The following is a 22,871-nucleotide window of genomic DNA, read 5'->3' on the forward strand; positions in this document are numbered from 1 at the left end:
AATTATACATGCTATCAATCCGTTGAATAGCGGTCAATGGCTCTGATCGTAAGGAGGCGCTCCCCTTGAAATATCGCATATTCTTTGTTCTCTTATTGGCCGGCCTTCTGGGATGCTCTGCGGCAGCAGCTTTGGAAAGCCCGGCAGAAGAAAGTGCACTGCAGCATCCCGACCGTATCTTCGATATGAAAATACCGGAAGGATTCAGTTCGGAGGCTGTTGACGAGCCGGGAATCCTGAAATGGCGGAAAGATTCGGGCGAAATTTATCTTATTGTTGGTGATTTGTTTGGTGAATCCAGTGAGTCGCTTTTCAAAGTGCTCAAGACGGCCGCGGAGAAGAACAAATCTCTCAGCGAACACAAGGTACTGAAGATAAAAGGTGCTCGAGCTCTCATGTACAAGGAGACTATGCCCGAAGATAAATCACGCCTTACCTCATGGCACCTGATCGTGGTAACGAATAAGAAAATCGTTTACGTCGATTTCACTGCGCCCGCCGGAGAATTCAGCACATATGCCCCGGATTTCCAGGCAGCCATCAATTCATTCAAATTGAAAGCATCTTGATCCAGGTGGTCCCGTGGAAAATTCCTCTCGACACCATAAGCTGCGTCTCATTCCTTCGGTTGACAAGCTGCTCTCAGAGCCGCTGTTCGTTTTGCTTCAGAAAAAATATTCGGATGAGATGCTCAAACGTACAATCAGAATAGCGCTTGACAATCTCCGCAAGGAAGTACTTGCCGGTTCTGCCTCAGAAGAGGACTTCACTACAGAATCTCTTGCCCACAGGACTGAAGCCGTCCTGAACGCACGAATCGGCAGGCGCTTGACCACCGTAATCAATGCTACAGGAGTGGTGGTTCATACGAATCTCGGGAGATCGCCATTATCGCAGAGAGTGGCAGAAAGAATCGTGCAAGCTGCGGTTTCCTATTCGAATCTGGAGTACAACCTTGACCTTGGTCGACGCGGAGAGAGGAATTCGCACCTGCGTCAAATCATGCTTGAATTGACGGGAGCCGAATCCGTCCTTGCGGTAAACAATAATGCTGCGGCTGTATTGCTCGCATTGGACGCTCTCGCCAAAGGCCGCGAAGTAATCGTATCCCGCGGCGAATTGATCGAGATCGGCGGCTCCTTCAGAATTCCCGATGTGATGGCCAGATCCGGCGCAATTCTCAGAGAAGTGGGAACTACGAATCGCACGCATCCCAGGGATTACGAGGATGCTATCAATGAAAATACCGCTCTAATCCTGAAGGTACATACGAGCAACTACCGGATAGTGGGATTTACGAAAGAAGTTGAACTGGACGAGATGGTTGCAATAGGACGCGATCACGGTATCCCGTCCATGATAGATTTGGGTAGCGGTTGCCTGATGGACCTCTCTCCGTACGGTTTGACCGATGAACCCACTGTTCAGCAAATCCTTGCATCCGGTGTAGATGTTGTGAGCTTCTCAGGTGACAAACTTCTTGGAGGCCCCCAGGCCGGTATACTTGCCGGCCGATTTGAGTACATCGAGAAAATGCGTACAAACCCGCTCGCCCGTGCCTTGCGCATGGACAAGCTGACCCTCGCTGCTCTGGAAGCCACTCTCGAAGAATACGTCACTGCAGCAGGCCCTGCTGAGGGAATTCCTACTCTGGCCATGATCGCGAAGTCGCCTGAAGCGCTTCACCAGGCTGCCGAAGCGCTGGCACGGTCTCTTGCCGAGACTCTGGGACAGGAAGCTGTAATCAGCATAGAATCCGGTGTCGGTCGAGTGGGCGGAGGTGCTTTGCCTCTTGGCGATCTGCCCGGTCCCAGAGTGGCCATCCATCCCCGGGACATTTCCGCCGCGCGATTGGAAAAGGAGCTCAGGTCTGGAAAACCTCCCGTCATAGCACTAGTAAAGGAGGATTCTGTGCTGCTGGATCCTCGCACACTTCTCCATGACCAACACTTCCTGATTCCCGACCTCGTTCACGAGGCACTGAAGCGGGCAAGGCATTAGAAACCCGGTGCACTTTCAAAGCAGAAAGACTTGGGCAACCTCTTTGTAAATGGCTTTTTACCGTTAGCTCAATCCAAGTTGAATGTATTTTCTTGTCAACTGACACATGTGAGTTAGAAAGACAGCCGCTTGCGAGACTTCTGACTGTAACAATTGCCCAAAATTAATGTCCGATTAAGGATAGGAGTATTGGTGGGTGCCTGCATCCGTGCCGGCACATCTTCAAATATGATAAATGATACCAATCGAATGGACCGGCAGGGAGAAAGTGTCTCAAAAATTCAGAATTTATCCCAGATCGTGGCACGAAGTTTTCATGATCTTCACGGCCTGATTGTAGGGGCGCCCCTCGTGGGTGCCCGGTAGTGACCGGCCTCCGTGCCGGTCATTGCAGGAGGGCAGGCACGAGACCTGCCCCTACAAGGACGATGAATCGTGGCACGTTTTTTGTGTATTCGAGAATTTTGAGACAGTCTCGGGACGCCGGTCCCCACTGATATCTTGAATTTGAGCGTAAGGTAAGACGTCAGAATTTTTGACAATCAGTCTAAATCCTATCTGAACTGAAGAAATAGTCTGTATGCGAGAAGAAGTCTCCGCTTCTCATTCTTCGATTGCGAATCAGACTCGGCCACCGCTCTCAATCCTGGCTCTTGCACCACATCAATTTTCCGGGTTACACTTTGTAGAATAAAATTGTTAGGAGGGGAGCAGTCATGCCAACAAATTTTTTTGCGATATTCGTTCTCATGGCAATTATTTCTGTGTTCGCCTTATCAGTCTCAGCGCAATCTCAATCCATGCCAAAGGGTTGCAAAACGGAATTGAAAGATATCCCTGCCACGAAGACGGTTGGAAATCCCGAACCTGTGGCCTGCTTTTACGGACCCATGCCCACTGGGGTCACCGTTTCCCGTGAAGGCCGTATTTTCGTGAATTTTCCGCGATGGGGCGACGACGTTCGATTTACGGTTGCAGAGCTTAGAAACGGCCAGCCTATCCCGTTTCCCAACGAGGAGATCCACACACCGAACCGTGAAAAAGCGGCAGAAACCCTGCTTTCCGTCCAGAGCGTGGTTATCGATCCAAAGAATCGGTTGTGGATATTGGATACAGGACGAGTTGAATGGGCTCCTACCGTGGAACGCGGTGCAAAGCTCATTGGAGTAGATCTCCAGACAAACAAGATATTCAAAGCAATTATCTTTCCACCCACCGTGGCTTTGCCTCAAACCTATCTGAACGACGTCCGATTCGACCTGCGCAAAGGAGAAGAGGGAACCGCGTATATAACGGATTCATCCGGAGAGAATCCCGGAATCATCGTGGTAGATCTGAAAACCGGGAATAGCATGCGCAGGCTCACGAATCACGAATCGACCAAACCTCTGCCGGATTTCGTATCATTGGTGGAAGGAAGGCCTCTGATGGTTCGGCCTCCAAAGGGAACACCTCAGCCTATTCAAGTAGGAGCAGACGGCATAGCGATAAGCAGCGACGGTAAACGGCTCTACTATTGCCCTCTCTCAAGCTGGAGCCTTTACAGCGTAAGCACCGACGCTCTTGCGGAACCGAATCTGCCTGATCGGGAAGTGGAGAAAACGGTGAAGGACGAAGGTGCCAAGGTCGCGTCTGACGGCCTTGAATCCGATTCCGAAAACAACCTTTACGTCACCTCATACGATCACAATGCCATACTCCGGCGTAAACCGGACAATTCCTACGAGACCCTGGTGTTCGATCCGAGAATCCTCTGGCCCGACACCCTGTCCCTCGCTCATGACGGTTATCTCTATTTCACGGCCAATCAGCTCCATAGAATGCCGAGATTTCACGAAGGAAAAGACCTGCGGGAAAAACCATACATGCTTTTCAGAATCCGAGTTGACGCGAAGCCCGTTTTGCTGAAATAAAGATGTAATCGGGGAGACTTTTTGCAAATGGATTATGCCCTTGGCCCAGGTCCGAACTGAACGCATTGCCTTCATCAGCTGACAAATATGATCTGGCATTGCGAGCGCAGCCGCTGTAGGGGCAGATCTCGTGCCTGCCCTTCCCGGAATGACAGGCACGAAGGCCGATCTCCACCGGGCACCCACAAGGGGCGCCCCTACCAAGCTGCATTGGCCTTGATTCGCGACACAGGAACATCCGACTGCCTCCCAGCTTAAGTAAGAAAATAATCATCTGCAAAAAGGTTCTCCAAATCTTACTGCTTCGATAGCGAATCGCTATTGTGAAAATATGCCTGAATCCGTCAAACTGATTATTCCAACGGATGCCCCTTCGGACAGAGCCGATAAGGTCCTTGCTGTGTGTCTGAAGGGCACGCATTCGCGCTCGGCTCTGGCAAAATTGATCAGGCTTGGGCTGGTTCGCGTTCATGGCACTGCAGTCAAGCCATCGACCGTTCTGAACCCAGGGGACTGCGTCGAACTGCTAGCCGAAGAGATTTCCCCAAGTCCCGCGATATCCGGAATCCCGGATTTTTCGATTCTGTTCGAGGACTCCCATATTATCGTCGTGAACAAACCCCCCGGCCTGGTAGTTCATCCCGGAGCGGGACGACCCGGCAACACGCTCATGGATGCTCTCGTTGCGGACAGGCCGCAGATGCTGCAGGTGGGAGAGGAAGGTCGATGGGGAGTGGTGCACCGCCTGGATCGCGACACTTCTGGAGTGATGGTTTTGGCGAAGACGTCGCTGGCTCACGAGTCGCTTTCGGCTCAGTTCAGGGCTCATTCGGTGCACAGAATCTACCTGGCTCTCGTACGGGGTAATCCCGGGCAGGACAGCGGCAGAATAGAGGTAGCAATAGGAAGGCATCCCAAAGACCGAAAGAGAATCTCCACAGTGACAACAAAGGCTCGGCACGCCGCGACAAAGTGGCGGGTGCTCACACGTCTGGGGCCGCTGACTCTGCTGGAAGTAATGCCGGAAACCGGGAGAACGCATCAGATCAGGGTTCACCTTGCCTCGATAGGATTGCCGGTTGCCGGAGATCCTGTGTATGGCAAGATACGTAAGAAGGGCGGAATCGACGACCCGAAGCTCAAAGCTGCTCTTCGGACTCTTCACCGGCAGGCCCTCCATGCAGCGGTTCTGGGATTGAAGCATCCTGAGGACAAACAGTACGTGGAGTTCTCGTCGCCCCTGCCGGACGATATTCAAGCTATTCTGGATTTGCAGTTTTCCCATGAAGAATGTCCCGGATAGTCTTGGCATCAAATGCGAATGCAGAGTCAGGTCGGGAAGATGATGAGAAATACGTGCCAGGGTCTGAGATAGAACTCGATTTTTGAGACAGTCTCGGTTCATTTCATTCTCGATGCTCCTCTCAGCAACCTATTTGATTATAGGTCTCGCAAGACCGGATACTTATACAGATTCGCTTTTCTTTTCATAATCCGGGAGGCTGGAGTATCCTTCGCTCCGGACGACGCAAAGCCGTCTAATCACTCCGCTCAGAACACCCCAGCCTTCACTATCTTATATGCATAACTGCGAAACGGTATTACACATCGTTCGATGTAAAGTCTTGACCGGTGAGGGAATTCTCGATAAATAAGCTTCTACTTTGTCAACAAACTCCCCTCGATTCGGAGGCAATCCGCAGTACATGCATAACGTTCAGTTTCTCGCCTCATCCGCTCGGGAAGTGCTTCCGGGCCGACCTGCCATTCTCGGATGTCCGCTCGATGTGACGTCCACATATCGGAGCGGCTCGGATATTGCTCCGAATGCCATACGAAGGGCTTCAGATTCCATTGAGACCTATTCCCCTTTTCTTGACATGGATCTGGAAGATCGGCCTTTCAGCGATCTCGGGGACCTCGACATTGCCGGTCAATTACTCGATTCTTCACTCGATTTAATGGAGCAGGCGGCGTCGACTATCCACGCGAAAGGTGGACGACTATTGGCGTTGGGGGGGGAACACACGATTACACTTCCTCTTGTGAAGTCTTTGCACGCGAGCTTTCCCGATCTCGTGCTCATTCATGCTGACGCGCATTCGGACTTGAGAGACGAGTACGAGGGGCGGCCCATTAACCATGCAACAGTCATTAAGAGAATATCCGAGATAATCGGAGCCGACCGGTTAATTCAGCTCGGAATCAGATCCGGTACGCGCGAAGAATTCGCATGGATGCACGAAAACGGAACCCTGCTCACGTGGGACGCGTCAAGTGCAAAAGAGCTGGCAAAGCGTGTCGCTGGACGGCCGGTGTACTTCACCCTGGATCTCGATGTGCTCGATCCTTCTTGCTTGCATGCAACGGGAAATCCCGAACCCGGGGGATGGTTTTACAGCGATATGGAGCGCTTATTTCAGGCGCTCCGCAAAATGCGATTGATTGCCGCAGATGTGGTGGAGTTAAATCCGCAGTTGGACCCATCTCAAGTGGGCACTATAACGGCATCCAAAATCGTACGCGAGCTGTTGCTGATTCTCGGTACTACCGGGATATAAACGTGAACTCCCTCCAGAAGTGGCTGTTGACTCCCATTCATACGGCTGATAGACTCCGGATCAGCAACAGTCCGGGACATAGAAATTGAACATGATTTCATTTCTTACCCATTGGCCCGCCCGAATTTCTTTCTCTCTCCTAGCGCTGTTTCTTTGTACGATCTCTGTATGCGTTGCTCAAGAGCAGTCATCCAAGACTGTGCCGCGCGGGGGGTGCCCGGATCTCATCGAGCTCATAAAAGAATTAACGCCCGCGGTTGTGAATATTTCCATCGAACGTCACATGCTGCAGCACAGTTCGACTGAACCCCCTCCCCTGTTTCGTTCCAAGCCGGGCGCTTTAGAAGACCAGTCCAGAACGAAGGATCGATTTCAAGCGGACAGCGTAGGCAGCGGATTCTTCTGTGACACTCAGGGGCACATCGTAACCAACGCTCACGTAGTGGAAGGTGCAGGGAAAATTCTCGTTACCCTTTCCACAGGAAGAGTCACAACTGCACGACTCGTCGCAGTCCACCCCAAGGTGGATCTGGCGATGCTCAAGATTGCGTCTTCGTCTCCGCTTCAGAAAGCGAAGATCGGAGATTCGGCCGGTATTCAGGTAGGTGAATGGGTGGTTGCAGTAGGCAATCCCTTCGGATTAGGAAGAACCGTGACCGTCGGGATTGTCAGCGGAAAGGGAAGATTCCTGGGGCTCGGACCGGACGACAATTTCATCCAGACCGATGCTTCGATAAATCCCGGTAACTCAGGCGGACCGTTGTTCAATATGGCTGGAGAAGTCATAGGAGTGAACACTGCAATCATTGCTTCCGGGAAAGGAATCGGCTTTGCCATCCCATCCAATTATCTTCACGAACTTATCAAATTACCGACGAACGGCGAATTTGCCGTCCGAGGGTGGCTTGGAATTTATGTGGAGGACGTCACTCCGGAGCAGGCCAAAAAACTGGGGATGGGCACTCCCCGCGGAACATGGGTGGATGAGGTACTCACGTCCACTCCTGCCCAAAATGCAGGCCTGAAAAAAGGCGACCTCATTGTGGATGCGGACGGCAAGCAGATTAAAAACGGGAGACATCTTTCGAAGGTTATTTCCTCTTTCAAACCCGGGGATATCCTCAAGATGAAAGTCATCAGAGGGCGCCAACAACAGGCGGTCGATATCGTTCTCGGTAAATCTCCCGAATAATCCCTATTTACAGCAAGTTTGTTTCCTCAGGATGGAAGCGAGACACTGTACTGCCTCCTCCAGATCGTCATTTACCACTACATGTCTGAACATTGGGGCCAGAGCGAGTTCGCCGGTGGCATTCATCATTCTGATCCGGATCGATGCGTCGGAATCCGTGCCTCGCGCCCTCAGACGTTGTTCCAATATGGATATCTCCGGAACGGTGATAAATATCCCGATTGCCTGACCGAATTTCCGGAATACTTCCCGCGCCCCTTCCACATCTATATCGAGAATGACACTACGACCCACTTCAACGGCGTCAGTGACGAACCGTGCAGGTGTCCCATAGAGATTGCCATGCACTTCCTTCCATTCAAGGAATTCGTTGTTCTTGATCATGGATTTGAATTGTTCTCTGCTTACGAAATAGTAGTGAGTGCCATCGATCTCGCCGATTCTCGGGGGTCTGGTCGTGCACGATATGGAATATAGCATATCCGGAAATTCCGGCCGAATTCTGTTGATCAGTGTGGATTTTCCTGCCCCTGAGGGGGCGGAAATGACAAAAAGACAGCCCTTGCTCATTGTGCCCTCTTTCTCTAGTACGTACCGTTCAATCCTTCATGCCCCACGGAACATGTCGGGATTGATTGTCAAAAAATGTCGTTCCCGTCATGACATGGATCGTGTGGCAGGTCAATCGGATTTCGGCTATAATAAAAAATCCCGTAGCTCGAGCACTGCCGAGCGTACCGCATGTGTCCTGTGAGGCTGATCCCCTATGGTCAGAAAAGCATTCTGGTTCGTTCTCCTCATCATGAGTGTCTTTGCCGTTGCATATGGTGGTTTTTACCGCAAACTGCTGGTATTCGACAACCTTGAGAAATTCGACAAACTGAAAAGTGTCGGCATAACCATAAAAATACCCGGGTATGAAGAAAAGCAGGAAGAATTCAAAGTTCAGTCCCAGCTCTTTTCCGAACCTGAAGCAGTGAATGCCGCTACCTTCGAAGGACTCGGCAGGTACAAGGACGGGAGGCTCATGTCCAACTACCCGGACCTAAGAATGCTCAAGGGCCGGCGTCCGTGTCCCACATGAATTTGATCCTGAACCACAGGTCGTGTGGTTCAAAGTCCCCCTTTCAGCTACAACCCATTTGAGACTACTTGGCCAGGGGATATCCGGAATGGAAATGCCGTCATAGGCAAGAACATCGTGCACTATTGAGACAATACACGGAACGATAGGATCTGACGTGGAACGTTTAAGATTTAAAATTCAGCTCGCTTTTGCAGCTCTGTTTAATATCGGGTTATTTCAATGGCATTCGGTCTGCTTCCCTGTTCTGAATTGCCATTCTTGTCCGACCTCGATATTTGCATGCCCCATCGGCGTCATAGGCCAGTTCTCGGCCATCGGCGTTTTTCCTCTGAGCGTCATTGGAATCATTGCAGTTGCAGGCCTTGTGGCAGGACGATTCCTCTGCGGATGGGCTTGTCCTTTCGGACTCGTTCAGGATCTTCTCTATCGTGTGCCGTACGTGAAGTTCTCATTGCCTGCGTGGACCAGGTTCATAAAATACGGGGTTCTGGCACTATTGGTGATAGCGGTGCCCTATTTCCTCAGTCCGGCCTTCCCGCTCTATTTCTGCCGTCTTTGTCCTGTGGCTACCGTGGAATCAGCGGTCCCATGGGCAATCATCAATGGAACGGCCGATGTTCTCACGCTTTCGTTCCGACTTGGTTTGCTCTTCCTCATCATTGTCCTCGCAATGGGACACAAGCGATTCTTCTGCAAAGTACTTTGCCCTCTCGGAGCAAGTCTATCGCTGTTCAACAGATTCGCAGCAATATTTCCTCAACGAAACGATAAGTGCATAGACTGCAAGACCTGTAATAAGACCTGTCCCATGGAGACCAAGTCAGCGCGATTCGGAGTGTTCGACGATCGCGCAGAGGAATGTATCGCGTGCCTTGACTGTCAGAAGAAATGCCCGACAGACGCAATCCGTCTCTGGGGATAAGCTGTAATTCGCTGAATTGATGAGCCCCAAATCAGGAAGAGCTATAGTTTTTGCCAAGATAAATGACCGAAACTCAGTGCAGATATTTATCGAAGAATCCCCTAACCCCATAGGCACTAACTTATGGCGTTTTTTGGTTGTTTGTTCCGGAGGAACAACCGAAAATAGGCTGGCGATTCATCGCCGGTTAAGGTAAAAACCTAATGATTCTCGAGTCCCGGAGGGACGGCTGGTACGCAGATTCCCGGCAATAAATTACCGGGCTATTTTCTTTAGTCCCTGCGGGACAAAGAATTACAGCAAAGTCACCGCCTATGCCATCCACCCCCTTACAGAGGGGGGAATGCTGGGGATTCTGAATGCAAATTGGTCTAACAGGCGAGCAGAGAGCAATTCGCGCGCAAAATCCACGTCATCGGTGCAATTTTTGCGGGAATTGCTCCTGAACCTGTCTTGATTGTGATTCCCGATAGTGAGTGCGGGTGAGGGGCGCTCCGTCGAGGTCGAGCTCGATTAGCTCCCTCTTACGGACTGCGTGCCTAGACTCTCATGGAAAGATCTATGACGTGACCGGATGGATTGATCCAGACCATAAAACTGGAAGGCTTCTTCTTTTTTGCTATTGTTCTGATTTCATCGAGGCGTCTGATGGGAAGGTCTACGGGGGTGGTCTTAAGAAAGCGATTCAGGTCGCGGAGGTTCTTAAAGTACTGAATGGTCATGAGAGTGCTTCTCCTATAGGTACTGGTGAGCCGGCGCCCAGGTCGGCGAAAGTGGGGCAGAAGGTAATCCTTTATTTTTACCATAAAGAAATTCGTGAGACAACCCCCACGTTTCGACGCTTCACATAAATAATAGTACTTGTGAGATTATTCTGAGAAGGACATGATTCCAGTGTTATCGGTGACGAGTTCCATCCCCTTGCCGGTCCCCCCAATTCGGAGGATCTGCTACGTTGCCCGCGCAGGTGCTCATTTTCGATCGTTGCGAAAAATGACGACACGCAATTTCGATTCAAACGGTACTCTCTTGAATCTGGGATCAGCCTCAATCCTCTTTAGTGTGGGAAGACTCACTTGATTGAGAAAATCGGGAGGATTCGGCTGGGCCTGTTCTTCGGTAGAAATATAGAAGAGGGGGTTCGCCGCGTTCATGTCGGTCCACGCCTTCTCTGTATCGAATTCTATGAACCCGAGCGGTCTGTAAAAACATTCGATCCCATTCTGCATTCTCGCTTTGGCAGCACAGAAAGAAACCGAACAATTATTCAGCCAAAGGAGATCCATACCGATGTAGTTTATCCTTCCCCGAGTCTCGGAAGTGCACGTAGCCTGCACAATGTGCTCGAGTTCTCTCCTGCCCGCGGTGTCACGGTTAGGAGCCGTGACCCAAACTGTCATACTGGGATTCTGATGGATAAAGCCGAGTGCCTGGGCTTGTACGAATCCCCATTGAACTGCGAGTACCAGAGCAATGACAGGAGCAGTACGCGGAACAAACCACACGAGACGAAGGAACACGATAAAAAACGCGGAGAGTGTAGGAAGTATGTAGCGAACGTCTTCATTGACGTTGAGAGAAAAGACCGTCAACACGATGGCGGCCTGAGCCAATCCAACAAGGGTCAACAGATTGAGACGATCCAAAGCTCCAAGCTCTATCTTCCCTCTGAGAAGAGCGAGCCCGATGGAAATTGTCAATATTGCTGCAATGATTCCCAATCCTTCCGGAGTTGTCAGTGTGACGGATGCCACGGAAAGCCAATGCCACAGCTTTGCCGGAAACTGACCCTGATGCCCGTAAAAGGAAGCCACCCTTCCTGACCCGACCTCTGCCAAGAAGACGAGAAGATTCTGATAATTGTGAGCGTACCAGGAAACAGTCGCAAACGTCAGGACCAAACCCAGGAAGACAAGAAATCCTATGCGGATAAGGGTCCGGGCGGATGTGTCCGGCAACCATTTCCTTGCCCGCACGGCATCCCACAAAACGACTATTCCCGGCAGAAAACAGTACATTGGAGAAGATACCTTGGCCAGCATAGCAAGATTTGTCGCAATGAGCAGGAATGCTGCTGTCTCGATTCGGGCCATCCTTTGCGATTTAATCGCAATCCAATAAAATGAAAGGACTGTAAAAAGCTGAAATGCCTCGACAAGAAACGTATGAGTCATCCCCACAAAGAGGGGTGCTGAGGCGAATAGCAGGATCCCGCAAAGCTGTATGTCCAAGCGGTCCGGGAAGAATTCACGAGCTATCGAGTACGCGAGGAGGAGCGTTCCGACTTGAATGCTCAAGATAAGCAGTAAAAGGCCGAATTCAACAGAATGAACTGCGGCTCCCAGAGGAACGAAGAACTGACCGATCCAGGGCAGTCCTGGAGCCTTGTTGCCCGATACTCCTTTCATGACCTGCCACCACATTGACGGGGCATGTCTCAGGGAACACCAGAGGTCTGTAGATCCCCAGGCATATCCTGCACAGTCCCAACCCCAAACTGAACGATCCACGTATACCCAGTAAAGACTGGGAATCAACAAAACGATAATAATTACAAACATACTTAGCCTAAATCTGGATTCCATGTTTTCACTCACAAGTGATTGCGGAGTTGGTATTGACTTAAAGGTGTGTGCACAATGTCAAAGGACAGATTCTTTCCTGCACGCACACAATTGAACTGGCTTCCGCATTAGGTAATTCCGAAGGTTCAACAAATTGTTTGATTCTTATTTTTCACAAGTGCTTTACGCAAACAAAACCCACTTTGGAGTGCGGTTATTATTTTCCAAAAAACAGCGAATGGCAAGCGCGCACCAAACGCGCTGCCCTGATTGTTCAATCCCGCGTAAAAGGACTGTGGTGGATCGCCACAGTGGCGTGGTATTTCGCTACACTCAATTTTCATTGTTTATTCGCAAGCTTAGTCCTATCCATATCCAACCGTCTCAACTGTTGTAGTTTTCTACATCTATCAAATCACCTCACCTGTCGTCGCAACACCTTGTTTTTGCAGTTTTTATTCGCTTGGCACATCCTATGCAGTTCATATGGGCAAGACCGATCATCGAGAGATCGAAACTGAATGCTCCCGATTTTGAAGAGAATACTCAAAAGGAGGCCCGCCATGACAAGCAACCAAATCAGAAGGCTCATGGAAGTGAACGCAAAGCAGTTGAAATGCAATCATGCGCTCACAGGAGCAGCTCCGGCGAACAAGATGTGCCCGTATTGCTATCAATGCGCCACCTGTCCATACGACCAGATGCTTGAAGATACGGTTCACATCTACAGAGGCCTCACACCGGTGCCTGCCCGAGCATAGGGCCTCTCCGAAACGCACACGGCATTTCATTCATCAGATAACGTCGGGCTCTGGGACATAAGCGGTCGAAACCCAGCGGACGGTTTCGACCGCACACCTGCTTAGGGAATAACGAGGTTTTTTCGAAAGGAGTAGCCAATGGCCGTCAAAGAGAAAAAGAAGAGTGGGGTGACGGTGTTCAACCTGGCCGACAAGGAATGCGTGTGGATGCGGGCGCGAATTGTCGGCGTAAAGTACTGCGATAATGCATTCGATTGCACGAGCTGTACTTTCGACAAAGCGATGACCCGCAAAATGTCCAAAGATTCCCGGGACGCCAAGTGGAACACGAAAATGTCCAAAATGCTCGGCAGCAACGATCTGCGTTGTCGTCATGCCGCCACGGGAGGCGCTCCGCCCTCGAAGAAGTGTGCAAACAGTTATGATTGTGCACGCTGTCCGTACGATCAGATGCTGGACGATATGATCCAGACTGACCACACGCTCTTCGGACCGCCCCAGTATATGAATGCTCACGGATATCTCGTTCCCAGAGATTACTATATCCACAAGGGCCATGGCTGGGCTCGGGTCGAGTACGGCGGCAGGATCAGAATAGGCCTGGATGATTTCGGCAATCGTCTCGTGGGCAGGCTTGACGGTTTTCGGCTGCCGTCACTGGGAACGCGGTTCAAAGTCGAGGACGAATCGTTCATAGCCGAGCGCGAAGGTCACGAGGTCGGCATCCGGGCTCCCCTCACGGGAGTGGTCACGGCTGTGAATCATAAACTTCTGGACCATCCGGATTCCCCCAATGCAGATCCGTACGGCTCAGGATGGGTCATGTTGATCGATCCTATGGAGCTGAAACACGATCTGGAGGGGTTGGCATTCGGTCTGGAAAGCGTGAAATTCATCGAAGCCGAAGCAGAACGGCTACTCTCCATGATTACCGACGATCCGTCTGCTGCAGCCGCTTTGGGTGGTGAGCCGATCAAAGATGTTTACGGTGCGTTTCGAGACGTGGGATGGGATGGCCTTGTGAAGAAATTCCTGTGATCGCAGAGTAGTTCTTTCTCGAATGCCAGGCTTCTCGGACGAGGTTCGGGGAAATACCGTATACAAGGGATTTCCCCGCCCCCCTTTTTATAAAGGAGGTGGACAGGGGGATTTTTCCCACGAATACCTGAATGGATACCCCTCCGATTATCTTACTCCGTCGAAAATTCCAAAAAAACGTATCTCTTTAGGGCTTTTTTCTTGCCAGAAACGAAAGCCGTGAACTACTTTGGGCGTGAGAGGCATAGTGCATTTGACAGGTACATTTTGTGAACTGTGAGAGGACGCCCCTGGTTTGCACTTTTCTCTTTCATGTGCCTTATTCGTCTGCCAAGACGGGAATTCGGGTCTCTTTCAGAAGAGGAATCACGTGTGACATCACCAAATAAGACGGTTTTTTCCCTGACGGTTCAGGTAAATCCGGCTTTTTTGCCGGTAGTTACCGCGTTTATAGAAAAATCCTCCCGTGCTTTCGGCCTGGGAGAATCGGAAGCACTTTCCCTGACACTGGCTGCGGAAGAAATTTTTTCCTATTTGTGCTCCACAGGCCGGTTGAATGAGGCACTTTCCGTAACATGCACCGGCGGTGGTTACTATGTTCAGGAGGAGTTCCGATTCCGAGCAGAGCACTTCAACGTGAAAGCTTTCAACCTGACTGCTTCAGCCTCGCCTGACGAAGACGCGGACTGGCTGCAGACAGGTCTTCTCATAGCCTCAAGGATGGTGGACCGCTTCCAGTTCTTCCAGGAAGACGGCACGTCAAGGCTCCTGCTGCGAAAAGAAAAGTATTACCCGGAACCGGACGATTCGCCCGTTGCCTCTGCACAGCCCCTTCGGAATATCGCGATCAGGCCTCCCGATCCTGAAGAGTTAAAGGTTGCTTCTCACCTGATAGCCGGCAATTATCCGCTGCATTGGATTCCGCAAAGGTTGCGGTTTCCGGGTAAGCTCGTCGATATGGTGCAATCGGGAGATTTTGGGGCTGCCGTTGCAGCGGACACCTCGGGTCACCTGGGCGGACTTGTTGTGTGGCACATGCATGAAAACAAGCTGATCGGGCTCTATGGTCCGTATGTCTTTGACCGCACCAAGAGCTCTGACATTTCCCGGGAGCTCATAGAATCTTTTATAGGAATCGTAGCCAAATCAGGAGCAATCGGAATTCTGAATCGATATCCTACTCCGGAAATTCCCACGGAATACTTTGAGGTTTTGGGGTCTTTCACCGTACGTGCGCCCTCAGGGGATTTGGTACAGAGTGAGGCTTACTACCGCCACCTGGAAGAAGACCTTGGCATGGCTGTCTGGTCACACCCGCTTCTGGAAGGTTTTTTGAGAGAACAGTATGAAAAGCTCTTTTTTGCTCGGGATATTCAACTCATTACTAGTGAAGGCGAAACATCTTCGCCCTTTTCTGTTCTGTCCGCACACGTGGATCGGAAAGTAGGAAGGGTGACGCTCCGTCCGGTGTGGTGGGGAAACGACGCAGAAGAAAATCTTGCGGACCATGTACGTATTCTGAAACAGGAGAATATTCCGCAGATCTTCTTCGAGATGGACCTGGGAAGATCCTGGCACAGTCGATTTACTCCGGGACTGTTCAGCACCGGCTTTGAACCGCGGCTGGTACTCCCGTATGCAGGAACGGGCGATCTGGTCATGTTTCAGCTCAGAGATGACGAGGCACAAGTATGACCTGTCTGAACCTGGACCATCTTCTCCCGGATTATATCAAGCACTTTGAAGCGTACATTCCGAGCAAACCTGACCCGGAACTTATGCGCTTGTACGGTTGTTCCCGGCTCTATAGGCTTAACAATAACGAAAATCCTCTCGGTCCGCCCGAAGCCGCGCAGGAGGCAATCCGCAATTTTCCTCCCCCCAGTGCGGCCGTGTATCCCAGTGGAGATGCCTATTATCTGCGAACCAAACTGGCACAAAGATTCGGTATGGATCCGGACCAGTTCCTCGTAGGAAACGGCGCCAATGAAGTTATCAGCTTCGTGATGAAAGCCTTCTGTGAAAAAGGAGACAACATTATCACGGCTGATAAAACCTTTGCAGTGTACGAATGGATCGCGGAATTCTCCGGTTTCGAGGCCAGGCTGGTCCCGCTCAAAGACTATGCATTCGACGATCGGGCAATGCTGGATCGCATAGATGAGGGGACCAAAATCCTGTTCGTCTGCAATCCGAACAACCCCACAGGCACGTACTGGAATCGCGACAAGCTTTCCAGGTTTCTGGATGCAATAGGTGGCCGTCGCATTGTAGTCGTTGATGAAGCATATTTCGAGTTCGTGGAAGCGGAAGATTTCCCGAATGGAATGGATTATATTCGCGATCACCCGAATCTGGTGGTCTTCCGCACATTTTCAAAGATGTACGGACTGGCGGGGCTGAGGATCGGCTATCTGGCAGGATCGCTGGAGGTTGTCCAAGCCATCAGACGCACGTGTATCGTGTACTCGGTGAATGCACTCGCTCAGATCGCGGCGGCAGCGGCACTGGATCAGGACGATCACGTACTGCGAAGCCGTGCCTTGGTAAGAGAAGGCAAGCTTTATCTCAAAAGAGAACTCGCCAGGCTGGGTCTTTCATCTCAGGTGGGTGAAGGTAATTTCATTATGATAAGGCTTCCTATGAGCGACACCCTCGCGTATCGGAAACTGATGACCTACGGAGTAATGGTTCGTGCCATGACCGGGTTTCGTTTTCCCAACCACATCAGAGTGACCGTTTCTCATATGGAAGCATTGCAGGCATTCATCGAAGCTTTGGAAAAAATTTTGCCTCATCGTCCGAGACTTCTCCATTCAATACCAAAGGAAACCGGATGAACAACACCACCGGGGAAACGGAGACCCGTTCTGCTCAAGCCGAAGATGGCCAGGCGTTACGACCTGTCTATAGCAGCCTATGGCGAAGATTACTCTATCAAAATCTTCTCGCGATCCCGAGACCACCCACTCGGGCAAACAATCAGGGTGATTATTGTTCCACTGAGCGGAGAATGGAATGAACATACAGTTTGCAAATGAAGGCGATTGGATCGTTGTGGGGCTTGAGGGCAGAATGGATGCCGTCACCGCACCGGAGTTCGAGAAACGAATGCTGGAGCATATACGTCAGGGTTCGGCCAAGCTCATTCTGGATTTCAGCAAATTGGAATATATCAGCAGTGCCGGACTCCGCAGCGTACTTGTAACGGGCAGAAGTTCAAAAGCCAGGGGTGGTGACATGGCCTGTTGCGGATTGCAAGGTGTGGTCAAGCAAGTATTTGAAATTTCGGGTTTTCAGAAGATTGTGCCGATTTTCGATTGCTTGAACGATGCACTTAAGAAATAGCGGTTTTTGATCGAGGACGTAGATCATGAAAACCAGGTGGTTTTACAGCCTTGCAACCAAGACGACTGTTTTGGTGGCGTTGGGAACCTCGCTGGTTTTGGCTGCCGTACTCACGTACGGTTACAGGTCTTCACGGGACATTATCGAATATCAGGCAGGCCAGAGTCTCCTGAATCTTGCAAAATCCACCGCGGTCCGAATGGAGTTGGAACTAAGATCCGTAGCGGAAGTGGCAGGAAATCTTGCCGCAGTTCTGGAAACCGACCGACTCGACGCGGTCACCCTAGACGCACTCATCCGAAGGAACGTCCAAGACCATCCCGCTGTATTCGGGTCCGCTGTCGCTTTCGAGCCTTTCAGCTTCGTATCTGGAGTCAAAGCGTATGCCCCGTATTTTTTTCAACAGCAAAATGGCATTTCTTTCATCGATCTTGCCACTGAGTCGTACGATTATTTCCACCGCGACTGGTACTCGGTTCCGAGAGAAATCGGAAAGCCCATGTGGAGTCCTCCGTATTTTGACGAGGGTGGCGGCAACGTGGTCATGACCACGTACTCTCAGCCTTTTTTTCGGCCTCACTCCTCAGCCGAGAGACAGATCTGGGGAATAGTCACTGCTGACGTATCCGTTGAGTGGCTCACGAAGGAACTTTCAACTGTACAGGCCGGAAAAACCGGCTATTGCTTCTTGATTTCGGAGACGGGTGTTTTCCTCGCACATCCCGAGAAGAATTTTATCATGCAAGAATCGGTCTTCAGTCTTGCAGAAGAGAATAATTTACCCGGTTTGCGGGAAACCGGAAAGCGAATGCTCTCCAGTGACTCGGGATTCATCGATATGGGTGAATCAATTGACAAAAAGCAATTGTTTCTCGGATTTGCACGCTTACCCTCCACGGGATGGTCCCTGGGTGTTATCTATCCCAGAGACGAGCTCTTTTCGGAAATATCAATGCTGTACCGGACTAATGTGATGCTTGCGGTAGCCGGTCTCTTTGCGCTGTTAGCCGTAAGCGTGCTTCTTGCGAGGTCCGTGACATCTCCACTCAGGAAAATTGCCGAAGCTGCTTCGCGGGTCGCAGCCGGCGATCTGAACTACGATCTTCCGGCGACTCACGGACGAGACGAGGTCGGTGAGCTTGCACGTGCTTTCAAGAACATGACCGTGGACCTGAAGAAATATATCCAGGATCTCACGGTTACTACTGCAGCAAAAGAGAGAATAGAAAGCGAACTCGGGGTCGCTGCATCTATCCAGAAGAGTATGTTGCCGTCGAAATTTCCCGACCGCGAAGATTTCGACATCTATGCAGTCATGGACCCGGCAAAAGAGGTGGGTGGCGATTTTTACCAGTTTCTTCTGGTGGATAGCGATCGTTTGTTCGTGGCCATAGGAGACGTTTCAGGCAAAGGGGTCCCCGCTGCACTCCTCATGACGGTCGCCACATCCCTGATCCGGAGCGCCGCGGCTGAAGGACAAGCTCCGCATTCGGTCCTCGAACACTTGAACAATCATCTGGTGCCGGGAAACGACAGTTGCATGTTCGTAACGGTTTTCTGCGGGATGCTGGATCTCAAAACCGGAGCATTGACGTACGCGAATGGAGGACACGAACGACCTCTCATCGTAAGAGCAGATGGGCACATTGCCTCATTGAGCCCCCCTGGAGGGCCGGTTTTGGGCATTATGGATGGAATGGAATTCGCGGAAGAACAAATCGTTTTGGAACCGGGCGATTGTCTGATTTCATTCACAGATGGAGTCACGGAAGCAATGAATACGAACGATGAACTGTACTCACGAGACCGGCTGATAAGCTGTCTTGACGGATCAAAGGGCGTTACCGCTCATTTTGTCACAGCTAAGGTCTTGGATTCCGTTTCCACTTTTGCGACCGGTGCACCCCAAGCAGACGATATCACTGTCCTTGCGGTAAAGTTTAATGGGCGACGGCACTGAAACCGAGGAAGACTTCCTGTAACCCCGCTTTTCGCCCTCCCATAGACGTTAACTTGGTCGTCGCTTGTCTTTTGTTCTGGAGGAACAACTGATAATAGACCGGTGATTTATCGCCGGTTGACGAGCATTTATGGCGATTTTGAGTCCCGTAAGGGACGGCTGATTCTTTACAGGACAACCGACCTAGCAATCGTCCCTGCAGGACTACGAAGTATGCTTGATTGGCTTTTCCGGCGATGAATCGCCGGCCTATTTTCTTTTGTTTCTACGGGACAAAGAGCTTGAAAAGTAAATTAACACATCTGACCCCATCATTTCACAGGAAAGGCGCAAGAATGATGCGGTCATCTTCGCTCGCCGGTATTACGCTCCGATCGTCATTAGGCTGGACATTCTTTACAAAAAAGCTACCCGAATGTTACTCTGTTCGTCGTGAAAAGCCATCTCCCAACGAGGCTCCTATGCTGATCGAAACGTATAATCTCGACATCACGGTGTCCAATCACAGTGCCGAAGAATTCGAATACGAAGCCATAGCGCATCTCCCCGTGGATATAACTCAAGCGCTTCCTTATCTGAACGCCACTTTGAGGAATGGAGAATACCTTCCTCACGTTCCTGCGTTTTCATGGAAAAAAGACGATCACAAGATCGGTTTTTGGCCGGACAAAATCGCTGTGGATCATCTGGAATCACGAGAACAGGCTGAGGCAGTAGTCAGACAGCTCGTCGACATGGTCAACGATACCTGGGAACGTCGCGGTGAAATAGAGCCCGACTCTACGTCACGCGAGAATCTCCAGCCCCTGGAACTTTACCGACTACTCCCTAAGACCAATTGTAAAATATGCGGAGAAAGTTCCTGTTTCAGTTTCGCCTTGAAACTTGCCGCCGGACAGGTGCAGATCCGGCAATGCACACCGCTCCATACCGAATCCGAGCACGAGGAGAAGAAAACTCAGTTGGAAACATTGTTGGCAGCAAAACGAACGTTGCTGTGACTATTTCGCGGTACGAACATCCGGATTTTCGTCAATCGTGCCAGCCACGGGCTCGTCATCGTTTGCTGCACGATACCCCTTGCCGGTTGGATCATTCACGCCGGTCAGGGACTCTTTCTCGCTATCCTGAGCGTCTGTAGCTACAACGGTTGATTGCTCCTGAACCGGCTCCTGTTTGGCTTTCTGCCGAATAGGCGCGTACTGCTCGCTCAGGCGCTTGGTCGTGTGCTCCAGGCGCTGGATAAGCGTCTCTATGAAAACTTGATAAATCTTCAACTTCAGAGCTGGGCTGTGCCTCTCCAGCACTTTCAGGTCGAGTTTGAGCACGACACATGGCTGCCTTGCAATGACGTGCGCGGTCCTGGCGGTTTTGGTGAACGCACCCATTTCCCCGAAGCACGCGCCTTTTGTTAAATCGGTTATTTTTCTCTTGTTCTTTATTACTCTCACCGAGCCTGCCAGAAGTACAAAAAACGTTGTGTCCACATCTCCTTCGCGAACGATTACCTGTCCGGGTTCATAGCGAATGAATGTTCCGTATTGCGTGACTTCCTCGATTTCCCGGCGGTCGAACGATCGAAAGAATTCAACGGATTTCAGCAGCGCGGCTTTCTTCGCACCTTTGATATCATGAACCGTGAGCGGGTGGCCTTTCATCGCCCGGTCGATTTCTTCAGCGAATTGTTTCCCAGATCTGTACCGGAGTTCAGGCTCCTTATCCAGGGCCCGCTGGATCACCTGGTCTATTGCCGGGGGAAGTTTGGCGTTGTACCCGAGAACAGATGGCGCAGGTGAGTAGCGAATGTTGTCCATAAGCTCGTACAGGGTGCGGCCCTGAAACGGGCGTCTTCCTGTAAGCAGTTCGAAAAAGACTACCCCGAGGGAGAAGAAATCCGTTCGCTCCGTGAGCTTCAGTCCCTTAGTCTGCTCTGGAGACATATAGCTCGGAGTGCCCATCACCTGAAAATCATTCGTATTGTCACCGCGGGTCATCATGGCGATCCCGAAATCGGTCATTTTAATCCTGCGATCTCGAGTGAACATGAGATTTGCCGGTTTTATGTCGCGATGAATCACACCATGCGAATGCGCGTGATCCAACGCGAGACAAACCCGTTTCACAAGATCTGCTACGCGTTCTTGCGGGAGGAGAGTCCCCTCTTTATTGAAGGCTGTAAGATTTTCTCCTTCCAGCAATTCCATTGCTATGAAGCAGTAATCTCCGTCCTGCCCTACGTCGTACACGGTGACAATATTCGGGTGGACAAGATTGCCCGCTATCCGAGCCTCTTCGAAGAACTTATCTATTACGAATTGCAGGTCTTTTTGTTCGTATACAAGGTCGAATCGGCGGGTTTTGAGCGCCACCATGCGGCCGATAACAGGATCGCGGGCGCGAAAAACTTCGCCCATATTGCCTCGGCCGAGGCTGCCCAATATCTGATAACGACCGATATTGGGCATGGTCGGATTCTGAATGATGTTTCTGAGGGTGTCGTCCGTTTCGGTCACAGTCTGTTTCTAATGAGAATTTGGCGGTATTATATATCCGAAATCGGTCGCGCTTACAAAGCTTTTCCATTCGCACCGGCAAGAAGATTGTACGGCAAGGTCAGGACCCGTTACAATCAGAGTCTTTCAATTTTGACCCTGAACATCTATTATTTGGAAAATACTCATTTCGGATGTGACAAAATGTGTGAATCAAAAGCGTACCTCGTCAAGGACGGAGTCGAAGAACTTATTATGGAAAGTGTCGATTTCCTTAAGCCGCAGGGAGAAGAAATCCTGCTTCGCAGCATTTTTGGGGAACAGACCACTATCAAAGCCAGATTGTTAGAAATGGATTTGACGGGACACAGAATCGTGCTCGAGACCCCGTGACGAGCAGAAAAGCGTAAAAAAAGGCGCCTCTTTCTTCTTGACACCGATTCAATGGCTTTGCTAAACGTTAGCTGTGCCAAGCAGAAAATCCAGTAATATCCCGCAAAAGAGGCTTGGAACCGATGATATCCACGGAGGCAGTGATCGTACTCAATGCAGGCTATGAGTTCCTCGGCTTAGTCTCATGGCAACGCGCTATGGGACTCCTGTTCAGTGGAAAAGTTGAGGTTATCAAGGAATCCACTCGGGTTATCAGAACTGTTACCCGCACATTCAGGATTCCGGCAGTCATACGCCTGGTCAAGTTCATCCGCCAGATCTACCGGCGAGAAGTACCTTTTTCCCGTAAAAATATTCTGACCCGAGACGCGTTCGTGTGCCAGTACTGCGGTCGCGAGTTTCCCTCTGGAGACCTCACCATAGACCACATCATCCCCAAGGTGCAGGGCGGCGATAATAAATGGACCAACGTTGTCGCATGCTGCAGAGCCTGCAACATCAAGAAGGGCGGCAGAACGCCCCGGCAAGCCGGAATGCAACTTGTCCGTAAGCCCTTTAAACCCACCATTATGGAATTCATAAACCTGTACCTGGAGAGAAAATTCGGCATGGGCCTATCCGAATTGCTTGAGTTTTAAG

At 50.9% G+C, this 22,871-nt stretch carries 21 protein-coding genes; 17 read left to right on the forward strand and 4 right to left on the reverse strand.

All coding sequences use genetic code 11. The features are described from left to right. Positions 1-65: 65 nt before the first annotated feature. The 6 genes from DESTI_RS19280 to DESTI_RS19305 all read left to right on the forward strand — a co-directional run bounded on the left by DESTI_RS19280 (position 66) and on the right by DESTI_RS19305 (position 7,667). Positions 66-569, forward strand: coding sequence for a hypothetical protein (locus DESTI_RS19280; RefSeq protein ID WP_014811647.1), 504 nt, complete (start codon positions 66-68; stop codon positions 567-569). 13 nt (positions 570-582) lie between these two features. Further along, positions 583-2,001, forward strand: coding sequence for an L-seryl-tRNA(Sec) selenium transferase (selA, locus tag DESTI_RS19285; protein ID WP_014811648.1), 1,419 nt, complete (start codon positions 583-585; stop codon positions 1,999-2,001). Positions 2,002-2,717: 716 nt separating this feature from the next. Next, the gene (locus DESTI_RS19290) at positions 2,718-3,914 is read left to right on the forward strand and encodes an L-dopachrome tautomerase-related protein (protein WP_014811649.1); all 1,197 of its coding nucleotides are present in this window, start codon (positions 2,718-2,720) and stop codon (positions 3,912-3,914) included. A gap of 331 nt (positions 3,915-4,245) precedes the next feature. Then, positions 4,246-5,217 carry an RluA family pseudouridine synthase gene (locus DESTI_RS19295; RefSeq protein ID WP_014811651.1) on the forward strand — a complete coding sequence of 324 codons (972 nt, stop codon included), beginning with the start codon at positions 4,246-4,248 and terminating at the stop codon, positions 5,215-5,217. 403 nt (positions 5,218-5,620) lie between these two features. Then, positions 5,621-6,475: an agmatinase gene (speB, locus tag DESTI_RS19300; protein ID WP_014811652.1), complete on the forward strand. Its 855-nt coding sequence runs from the start codon at positions 5,621-5,623 to the stop codon at positions 6,473-6,475. A gap of 91 nt (positions 6,476-6,566) precedes the next feature. Next, positions 6,567-7,667 (forward strand): S1C family serine protease, encoded by a 1,101-nt coding sequence (locus tag DESTI_RS19305; protein ID WP_014811653.1) that lies wholly within the window; start codon positions 6,567-6,569, stop codon positions 7,665-7,667. Between the two features lie 3 nt (positions 7,668-7,670). Here DESTI_RS19305 and gmk read toward each other — a convergent pair whose 3' ends face one another. Further along, entirely contained in the window at positions 7,671-8,237 is a 567-nt protein-coding gene (gene gmk, locus DESTI_RS19310) for a guanylate kinase (RefSeq protein ID WP_014811654.1), read from the reverse strand. Positions 8,238-8,433: 196 nt separating this feature from the next. Here gmk and DESTI_RS19315 point away from each other — a divergent pair, with 196 nt between their 5' ends. Both DESTI_RS19315 and DESTI_RS19320 read left to right on the forward strand, forming a co-directional pair. Then, positions 8,434-8,751, forward strand: a complete 318-nt coding sequence (locus DESTI_RS19315) for a hypothetical protein (protein ID WP_014811655.1) — start codon at positions 8,434-8,436, stop codon at positions 8,749-8,751. Between the two features lie 157 nt (positions 8,752-8,908). Further along, complete coding sequence (locus DESTI_RS19320) at positions 8,909-9,676, forward strand: 4Fe-4S binding protein (RefSeq protein ID WP_014811656.1); 768 nt, start codon at positions 8,909-8,911, stop codon at positions 9,674-9,676. 539 nt (positions 9,677-10,215) lie between these two features. Here DESTI_RS19320 and DESTI_RS19325 read toward each other — a convergent pair. Together DESTI_RS19325 and DESTI_RS19330 are read right to left on the reverse strand one after the other, a co-directional pair. Further along, positions 10,216-10,398, reverse strand: coding sequence for a hypothetical protein (locus DESTI_RS19325; RefSeq protein WP_014811657.1), 183 nt, complete (start codon positions 10,396-10,398; stop codon positions 10,216-10,218). Positions 10,399-10,647: 249 nt separating this feature from the next. Further along, positions 10,648-12,261 carry an ArnT family glycosyltransferase gene (locus DESTI_RS19330; protein ID WP_157212211.1) on the reverse strand — a complete coding sequence of 538 codons (1,614 nt, stop codon included), beginning with the start codon at positions 12,259-12,261 and terminating at the stop codon, positions 10,648-10,650. A 542-nt stretch (positions 12,262-12,803) separates the two neighbouring features. On the opposite strand from DESTI_RS19330, the gene DESTI_RS19335 reads away from it, so the two are divergent. The 7 genes from DESTI_RS19335 (at position 12,804) to DESTI_RS19370 (ending at position 20,348) form a co-directional block, all read left to right on the forward strand. After that, positions 12,804-13,001: a hypothetical protein gene (locus tag DESTI_RS19335; RefSeq protein WP_014811659.1), complete on the forward strand. Its 198-nt coding sequence runs from the start codon at positions 12,804-12,806 to the stop codon at positions 12,999-13,001. 138 nt (positions 13,002-13,139) lie between these two features. Further along, complete coding sequence (locus DESTI_RS19340; RefSeq protein ID WP_014811660.1) at positions 13,140-14,039, forward strand: glycine cleavage system protein H; 900 nt, start codon at positions 13,140-13,142, stop codon at positions 14,037-14,039. 372 nt (positions 14,040-14,411) lie between these two features. Further along, complete coding sequence (locus DESTI_RS19345) at positions 14,412-15,734, forward strand: ATP-binding protein (protein WP_014811661.1); 1,323 nt, start codon at positions 14,412-14,414, stop codon at positions 15,732-15,734. Beyond that, positions 15,731-16,879 carry a histidinol-phosphate transaminase gene (gene hisC / locus DESTI_RS19350; protein ID WP_014811662.1) on the forward strand — a complete coding sequence of 383 codons (1,149 nt, stop codon included), beginning with the start codon at positions 15,731-15,733 and terminating at the stop codon, positions 16,877-16,879. The genes DESTI_RS19345 and hisC overlap by 4 nt, the downstream gene beginning before the upstream one ends. Positions 16,880-17,057: 178 nt before the next feature. After that, positions 17,058-17,387 carry an STAS domain-containing protein gene (locus DESTI_RS19360; RefSeq protein WP_014811664.1) on the forward strand — a complete coding sequence of 110 codons (330 nt, stop codon included), beginning with the start codon at positions 17,058-17,060 and terminating at the stop codon, positions 17,385-17,387. Positions 17,388-17,412: 25 nt separating this feature from the next. Further along, complete coding sequence (locus DESTI_RS19365; RefSeq protein WP_014811665.1) at positions 17,413-19,347, forward strand: SpoIIE family protein phosphatase; 1,935 nt, start codon at positions 17,413-17,415, stop codon at positions 19,345-19,347. A gap of 461 nt (positions 19,348-19,808) precedes the next feature. Continuing rightward, positions 19,809-20,348 carry a (Fe-S)-binding protein gene (locus tag DESTI_RS19370; protein ID WP_014811666.1) on the forward strand — a complete coding sequence of 180 codons (540 nt, stop codon included), beginning with the start codon at positions 19,809-19,811 and terminating at the stop codon, positions 20,346-20,348. On the opposite strand, the gene DESTI_RS19375 is transcribed toward DESTI_RS19370, so the two are convergent. After that, the gene (locus tag DESTI_RS19375; RefSeq protein WP_014811667.1) at positions 20,349-21,860 is read right to left on the reverse strand and encodes a serine/threonine-protein kinase; all 1,512 of its coding nucleotides are present in this window, start codon (positions 21,858-21,860) and stop codon (positions 20,349-20,351) included. A 183-nt stretch (positions 21,861-22,043) separates the two neighbouring features. Between DESTI_RS19375 and DESTI_RS19380 the strand changes: the two genes are divergently transcribed. Further along, positions 22,044-22,232, forward strand: coding sequence for a CooT family nickel-binding protein (locus tag DESTI_RS19380; protein WP_014811668.1), 189 nt, complete (start codon positions 22,044-22,046; stop codon positions 22,230-22,232). A gap of 122 nt (positions 22,233-22,354) precedes the next feature. Then, positions 22,355-22,870 carry an HNH endonuclease gene (locus DESTI_RS19385; protein WP_014811669.1) on the forward strand — a complete coding sequence of 172 codons (516 nt, stop codon included), beginning with the start codon at positions 22,355-22,357 and terminating at the stop codon, positions 22,868-22,870. Position 22,871: the final 1 nt, after the last annotated feature.

It is taken from the genome of Desulfomonile tiedjei DSM 6799 (genome assembly GCF_000266945.1).
GTDB classification, from domain to species: domain Bacteria; phylum Desulfobacterota; class Desulfomonilia; order Desulfomonilales; family Desulfomonilaceae; genus Desulfomonile; species Desulfomonile tiedjei.